Origin of the sequence: Sphingomonas sp. (assembly GCF_035555815.1) — a bacterium.
In the GTDB taxonomy this organism is placed as follows: domain Bacteria; phylum Pseudomonadota; class Alphaproteobacteria; order Sphingomonadales; family Sphingomonadaceae; genus Sphingomonas.
In genome coordinates, this window is sequence record NZ_DATMGG010000104.1 from 1 (window position 1) to 5,897 (window position 5,897).

General features: G+C 68.6%; 8 protein-coding genes, 2 tRNA genes and 1 pseudogene. 8 read left to right on the forward strand and 3 right to left on the reverse strand.

What is annotated here, in order from left to right; genetic code table 11:
* Positions 1-205: 205 nt before the first annotated feature.
* Positions 206-493: a hypothetical protein gene (locus tag VNR91_RS05785; protein ID WP_325489829.1), complete on the reverse strand. Its 288-nt coding sequence runs from the start codon at positions 491-493 to the stop codon at positions 206-208.
* Positions 494-791: 298 nt separating this feature from the next.
* Between VNR91_RS05785 and infA the strand changes: the two genes are divergently transcribed.
* The 5 genes from infA to VNR91_RS05810 all read left to right on the forward strand — a co-directional run bounded on the left by infA (position 792) and on the right by VNR91_RS05810 (position 2,891).
* Positions 792-1,040 carry a translation initiation factor IF-1 gene (gene infA, locus VNR91_RS05790; protein WP_325489830.1) on the forward strand — a complete coding sequence of 83 codons (249 nt, stop codon included), beginning with the start codon at positions 792-794 and terminating at the stop codon, positions 1,038-1,040.
* Between the two features lie 5 nt (positions 1,041-1,045).
* A complete protein-coding gene (locus VNR91_RS05795; RefSeq protein WP_325489835.1) occupies positions 1,046-1,675 on the forward strand; it encodes a nucleoside triphosphate pyrophosphatase in 630 nt (209 codons plus the stop codon).
* Positions 1,668-2,624 carry a ribonuclease gene (locus VNR91_RS05800; RefSeq protein ID WP_325489831.1) on the forward strand — a complete coding sequence of 319 codons (957 nt, stop codon included), beginning with the start codon at positions 1,668-1,670 and terminating at the stop codon, positions 2,622-2,624. Before VNR91_RS05795 ends, VNR91_RS05800 begins: the two co-directional genes overlap by 8 nt.
* Complete coding sequence (locus VNR91_RS05805) at positions 2,602-2,784, forward strand: DNA gyrase inhibitor YacG (protein WP_325489832.1); 183 nt, start codon at positions 2,602-2,604, stop codon at positions 2,782-2,784. The genes VNR91_RS05800 and VNR91_RS05805 overlap by 23 nt, the downstream gene beginning before the upstream one ends.
* 31 nt (positions 2,785-2,815) lie before the next feature.
* Positions 2,816-2,891, forward strand: a tRNA-Phe gene (locus VNR91_RS05810).
* A gap of 494 nt (positions 2,892-3,385) precedes the next feature.
* Here VNR91_RS05810 and VNR91_RS05815 read toward each other — a convergent pair.
* The gene (locus VNR91_RS05815; protein WP_325489833.1) at positions 3,386-4,099 is read right to left on the reverse strand and encodes an SDR family NAD(P)-dependent oxidoreductase; all 714 of its coding nucleotides are present in this window, start codon (positions 4,097-4,099) and stop codon (positions 3,386-3,388) included.
* Positions 4,100-4,260: 161 nt separating this feature from the next.
* Between VNR91_RS05815 and VNR91_RS13535 the strand changes: the two are divergent.
* Together VNR91_RS13535 and VNR91_RS05820 are read left to right on the forward strand one after the other, a co-directional pair.
* Positions 4,261-4,356, forward strand: a pseudogene (locus VNR91_RS13535) (LysR family transcriptional regulator); the annotation flags it as partial.
* A 206-nt stretch (positions 4,357-4,562) separates the two neighbouring features.
* Positions 4,563-5,126: a LysR substrate-binding domain-containing protein gene (locus tag VNR91_RS05820; RefSeq protein WP_325489834.1), complete on the forward strand. Its 564-nt coding sequence runs from the start codon at positions 4,563-4,565 to the stop codon at positions 5,124-5,126.
* A 32-nt stretch (positions 5,127-5,158) separates the two neighbouring features.
* Here the strand turns inward: VNR91_RS05820 and VNR91_RS05825 are convergent.
* Positions 5,159-5,232: transfer RNA gene (locus VNR91_RS05825), tRNA-Gln, on the reverse strand.
* A gap of 181 nt (positions 5,233-5,413) precedes the next feature.
* Between VNR91_RS05825 and VNR91_RS05830 the strand changes: the two genes are divergently transcribed.
* Positions 5,414-5,897 (forward strand): Ppx/GppA phosphatase family protein (locus tag VNR91_RS05830; protein WP_414712380.1); only part of this gene is annotated, 484 nt, incomplete at its 3' end.

Genomic DNA, 5,897 nt, shown 5'->3' on the forward strand with positions numbered 1-5,897 from the left:
GATCAAGATCACCAATATCGTCGCGCTGCTGTTGCTCGCGGCGCTGGCGGCGGGCCACGCCGCCGGCTGATCCGATCGCGATCACGCAGCGAAAAGCCCGTCCGGAGCGATCCGGGCGGGCTTTTTCGTGGCCGGGGAGGGGCGTGCTGGCCGACGCGACGTCCCGCCCGGCCATGATCGGCCGGGCGGAACGCTGAGCGAGGCGTCAGCGGGCGGCGACCTGACCGCCCTCACTCGCCGTGCGCGAGCTGAACTTGACGCCCTGCGCTGCCCACTGGTCGCGGGTCTTGCACACCTGGCGCTTCAGCACCGTGCCGGTCGAGGCAGCCTGGCCGTCGCGGGCGGTGATGCAGATCTTGTTGTCCTTCTCGGCCTTGGCGGTCGCGGCTTGGCCATCGGCGGCCATCGCGGGGGCGGCGGCAGCGGTGATGCACAGCGCGGCGGCGATGCCGGCGGCGAGGGCGGTGCCGATCGGGCGGAACGAAACAGACATGGTATTCTCCTCTGAACGCTCGGGCTCATGCCCGTATCCAGACAAGTGCATTAGCCGTGCCAAACACATGTGACCCATCTTTTTCAATATCTTACGAAAATCGCCCATCGGCAGAAATGCGAAATTCGCCAATCATTGGCATTCCCGACCACCAATTTGCGGGCCCGGCTTAACGAAATCGGACGGTGGCTGTCCGATCGCGAACAGTGGCCCGTCGCGGGCGAATGGCGCCCGGCGCTTTCCTTTTTCGCGCTGTGGGAGTAAGGGGCGCCACCCTATTGCACCCAAGAGGTTTTGTTTGGCCAAGGAAGAACTGCTCGAGATGCGCGGCCAGGTGGTCGAGCTTTTGCCGAATGCGATGTTCCGCGTGCGGCTGGAGAACGATCATGAGATCCTGGGCCACACCGCCGGCAAGATGCGCAAGAACCGTATCCGCGTGCTTGTCGGCGACGAAGTGCTGGTCGAGCTGACCCCCTATGACCTGACCAAGGGCCGGATCACCTATCGCTTCATGCCGGGTCGCGGCGGCCCCGGCCCGCAGGGCTGATCGCCATTCCGGGCGCGACGCCCGCGCTCGCCCCCAGGCTCGTCCTCGCCTCGACCTCACCGCGCCGGCTCGAACTGCTCGCTCGGCTGGGTGTCACCCCGGCCCGGTTGGCAGCCCCCGACATCGACGAGACGCCGGAAAAGGGTGAACTGCCCAGGCGCTATGTGCTGCGTCTGGCGGAGGCCAAGGCGCGCGCGGTGGAGCGCGCCCCGGACGAGATCGTGCTGGCGGGCGACACCACCGTCGCGGTCGGCCGCCGCATCCTGGAGAAACCCGCGGACGAGGCCGACTGGCGGCGGATGCTTGGCCTGCTGTCCGGGCGACGTCATGTCTGTATCTCCGCCGTTTGCGTGATCGACCGCGACGGCCGCGCCCGCACGCGCGTGACCGACACCGTCGTCGCGTTCAAGCGGCTGAGCGATGCCGAGGTCGACTGGTACGTCCAATCGGGCGAGGGAATGGGCAAGGCGGGCGGTTACGCGATCCAGGGCCGCGCGGAGGCGTTCGTCCGCTTTCTGTCGGGCAGCCACTCGGGCGTGGTCGGCCTGCCAGTGTACGAGACGCGCGCGTTGCTGATCGCCAGCGGCCTGGCACTGATTGCGCCTGACGACCCACAGGAACCCCCGCTTGGCTGAGTGGCTGGTCGAGGCCGGCATCGGCGAGACCCGCGCCGTGCTGGTCGCGGACGGGCGCATCGTCGAGGCGCGGATCGTGCCCGAGGGCGAACTGATCGCCGGCACCGTGATCGACGCGCGGCTGATCGCGCGCATCCCGGAGCGCAACCAGGGCATTGTCGCGTGGGACGGACAGGAGGCGTTGGTGACGCCGTTGCCCGCCGGCGTGACGCAGGGCGCGCTGGCCCGCGTCGAGATCGTCCGCCCGGCGATCGCCGAGCCGGGCAAGCCCAAGCGCGCCCGTGCCCGCCCGAGCGATGCCGATCCGGTCGCCGGGGCGCTGCCGGCGGGGCGCACGCTGCGCCCGACCGACCGCGACCTGTTCGAGGAGGCGGGATGGTCCGAACTGCTGGAGGAGGCGGCGACGGGCGTGGTGGCGTTTCCCGGCGGCGAACTCCACATCGCGCTGACCCCGGCGATGACCTTGATCGACGTCGACGGCACGCTGGCTCCGTCCGCGCTGGCGGTGGCTGGCGCGCGCGCCGCGGCGGAGGCGATCCGGCGGCTCGACATCGCCGGATCGATCGGCATCGACCTGCCCGGCGCGGGCGACAAGGCGGCGCGCCATGCCGCCGCCGCCGCGATCGACGCGGCTCTTCCCCAGCCGTTTGAGCGGACGGCGGTCAACGGCTTCGGCTTCATCCAGATCGTGCGACGGCGCACCCGGCGGTCGCTGTCCGAAATCCACGCGATGGAGCCGGCGCAGGCGCAGGCGCGCGCATTGCTGCGCCGGGCGGAACGGGTGGGCGGCGCCGGCGCGCGGACGCTGACCGCGCACCCGACGGTGATCGCCACGCTGACGCCGTCGTGGATCGCTGAACTGGAGCGGCGCACCGGCACGCGAATCATCTTGCGCGACGACGCCGCGCTCACCATCTCCGGCGGCCATGTCCAAGCCCAATTCGCGTAACCTGTGCCCGCTATGCCAAACGCCGGCCCAGCCGCCGTTCGCCCCGTTCTGTAGCCAGGGCTGCCGCGACCGCGATCTGCTCAACTGGCTGGGCGATGGATATCGCATCCCCGGCCCGCCCGCCGATCCGGGGGTAGACAGCCCCGAAAGCCGCGACTAAAGGCGGCGTTCCTTCGCGGCGAGCCGCGGATGCCCAGGTAGCTCAGTTGGTAGAGCATGCGACTGAAAATCGCAGTGTCGGCGGTTCGATCCCGTCCCTGGGCACCATTCTTCTCCCGACCGTCCCCTGACACCGCAAGACCGACCGGACGCGGAGTTGGTCGTGCCTTTTCCGTAGCTTGCAGGTAGCGCCAGCGCGGGCCAGCGCTTCGGCTTGTCCCGCGTCAGGCCGGCAGGCTGCCGTACGGTCGGGATCGCGGCGATGATGTCCGGCGCGAGATGGCCGATGCGAAGCAGAGCCGCGGCACGGCAGCGGCCATAGCCAATCGCGTTGGCCAGATCTCCGAAGTCGCGTGACTGGTGTTCGGACAGCAGCTGCCGCGCGGCCATGGCTTGGGTGACGAGCTTGATGAGCGGCATGTTCCGGTCGGTCGCTGCGACGCTCTCCTGCCGAGGGACGACCAGTTCCACCTGCTTGCCCACGCCCGCGGATTTTCGTCTCCGGAGCGAACTCGCTGTCCTGGTCGACCCGGATCGCCGCCGGCCCGCCTGATGCCGAGCCTTGGGTGCGTTTCCGTGCCCATTCCTTCAATGTTTGCGGATCACCACGGCACGGTCTGGCCCTGCCGGTCGATGAAGCGCAGGCCCGGCGTGCCCTGCTGCGCGATCAGCGTCTCGACCAGTTGCGGGATGGTCTCTTCAATGCTGAAAGTCGCCTGCGGCCCGCCCAGATCGGTCCGTATCCAGCCTGGCGCCATCAGCACCAGCGGGCGCCGCGGATCGGTCTGCCGCGCGGCATAGCTGCGCATGTACTGGTTTAGCGCGGCCTTGCTACCCCGGTACACTTCATGGCCACCCTTCTCGTTGTCTGAGATGCTGCCCTGGCCGGACGACATGACACCGATCAGGCCGGCGGGGCGCACCAGCGATTGCAAACCTTCGACGGTCCGCATCACGCCGAGCGCGTTGGTCAGCATGACCCGCACGAACTCATCGGTCGAGGTTTCCGCGATCGTCTCGGACTGATCGTGGTTCGCTGTGCCGCCGTTGATGAAGAGCATGTCGTGGGTGCGGCCCGACAGCTTGTCGCGGAGTGCGGCGATCTGGTCGGAATCGGTGAGGTCGAGCTGCTCGATCGTGACCTGGCCCGGGTGGGCGTCGGCAAGGTCGTGCAGCTCCGTCCTTTTGTCGCCGCGCACCGTGCCGGTGACGTGCCAGTTCCGTTTCACGAACTCGGCCGCCATCGCCAGCCCAAGGCCGCGTGACGCTCCGACGAGCAATATGGTTGGGGTTCGGTGATCCGGAAACTCGGCCATGGCGGGACTCCATTGTGTGGTTCTCCCGATGTGGATGGAACGAAGGCGCGGCGCCAGACGCGCGGGATGCAAACGACGATTGCGCATGACGCCATGGCAGGACCGGGATTATGCTGTCCTTCGTGGCCGCCATCGACCTGAACCTGCTCACCGCGCTCGACATGCTGCTTGACGAGCGCAGCGTCACGGCTGCCGCCAAGCGCATGGGGCTCAGCGTGTCCGCGATGAGCCGGACGCTGACCCGGCTCCGTGCGGCGACCGGCGACCCTCTTCTCGTGCAGGCGGGGCGGTCGCTCGTACCGACACCCTATGCCGAGCGACTGGCCGGCCGCGTCCATGCCATCGCACAGGAAGCACGGGCAGTGCTGTCGCCGGCTGTGGACAGTATCGACCCGGAGTCGCTGCAACGGACTTTCACGATTCGCGCGAACGAGGGGTTCATGGCGTTGTTCGCCCCGCCATCGTGGTCGCCATCGCCGAAGCGGCGCCCCAGGTTAAGCTCCGCTTCGTCCCCAAACCTGACAAGGCGGCGACCCCGTTGCGCGACGGAACAATCGACCTGGAGATCGGGACGGCGGGCACCTCCGCGCCGGAAATGCGCAGCCGGCTCATCTTCCGCGACCGCTTCGTCGGGGCGGCGCGCACGGGTCATCCGCTGTTGGCGGGATCGATCACGCCGGAGCGTTACGCGGATTGTGGACACGTTGTCGCCTCGCGCCGGGGCGCCTGGACGGGGCCGGTGGACGATGCGCTGCTAGAGCTTGGCTTGCGGCGCAGGATCATGGCCGTGGTGCCTGGATTCGTGGATGCGCTCGGCATCGCTCGCCAGTCCGATCTGATCGCGCTCGCCCCGCTATCATGCTTTCGCGATGAGCGGGTGACGGGGAAGGGCGTGCAGAGCTTCGATCTGCCCGTCGCGACACCCGAACTCGCGATCAGCGCCATGTGGCATCCGCGGCTCGACGCTGATCCAGGCCATCGCTGGCTTCGGCAAAAGCTCGTCGCGACGTGCGGCGCGATGGCTTAGCGAGGTTGCCAATCGGCATCCTGCTCAAAAAATGGATGCCCCGCGAGGATTCGAACCTCGGTTGACGGAGTCAGAGTCCGTAGTCTTACCACTAGACGACAGGGCAATCGGACGGGCCAATTAGGGCGGCGACGGCGTGCTGTCAACGCTTCAACCGTCGTCGCGCTTGTCGTTTCCGCGCGGCTTCGCTAGCTGTCGTCCCAGGCACCGAGCGGCGCTTCCCGCGCCGTGACGGACGAGAACATAAGAAGCGAGTACAACGGCACGTGGGGGATCGACCCGCCAACATGCCGACCGCGCGGCGCCCGGATGCGCCGCGCCCGGCACCAGAAAGTCCGGCGCGCGGGCGCTGGCCGCATGCGCGACACTATGCCGCGCTTGATCTGGGCACCAACAATTGCCGCCTGCTGATCGCGCGGCCGCAGGGGCCCGGCTTTGCCGTGGTCGATGCGTTCAGCCGCATCGTGCGGCTGGGCGAAGGGCTGGCGGCGACCGGGCGGCTTTCGGACGACGCGATCGACCGCACCATCGCCGCGCTACGCATCTGCGCCGACAAACTGCGCCGCCGCGACGTCGCGCTGGCGCGTTCGGTGGCGACCGAGGCCTGTCGCCGCGCGCTCAACGGATCGGAATTCATCCGCCGCGCCCACGCCGAAACCGGCATCCTGCTCGACATCATCTCCGCCGAGGAAGGGGCGCGACTCGCCGTGCTCGGCTGCCACGCGCTGATCGAGCCGGGGGAAGGCCCCGCGCTGGTGTTCGACATCGGCG

Bases quoted from the DNA above. Each gene is read 5' to 3' on its own strand.
- VNR91_RS05805 (WP_325489832.1), top strand. From the start codon at position 2,602: ATGTCCAAGCCCAATTCGCGTAACCTGTGCCCGCTATGCCAAACGCCG.
- VNR91_RS05815 (WP_325489833.1), bottom strand. From the start codon at position 4,099: ATGGCCGAGTTTCCGGATCACCGAACCCCAACCATATTGCTCGTCGGA.
- VNR91_RS05785 (WP_325489829.1), bottom strand. From the start codon at position 493: ATGTCTGTTTCGTTCCGCCCGATCGGCACCGCCCTCGCCGCCGGCATC.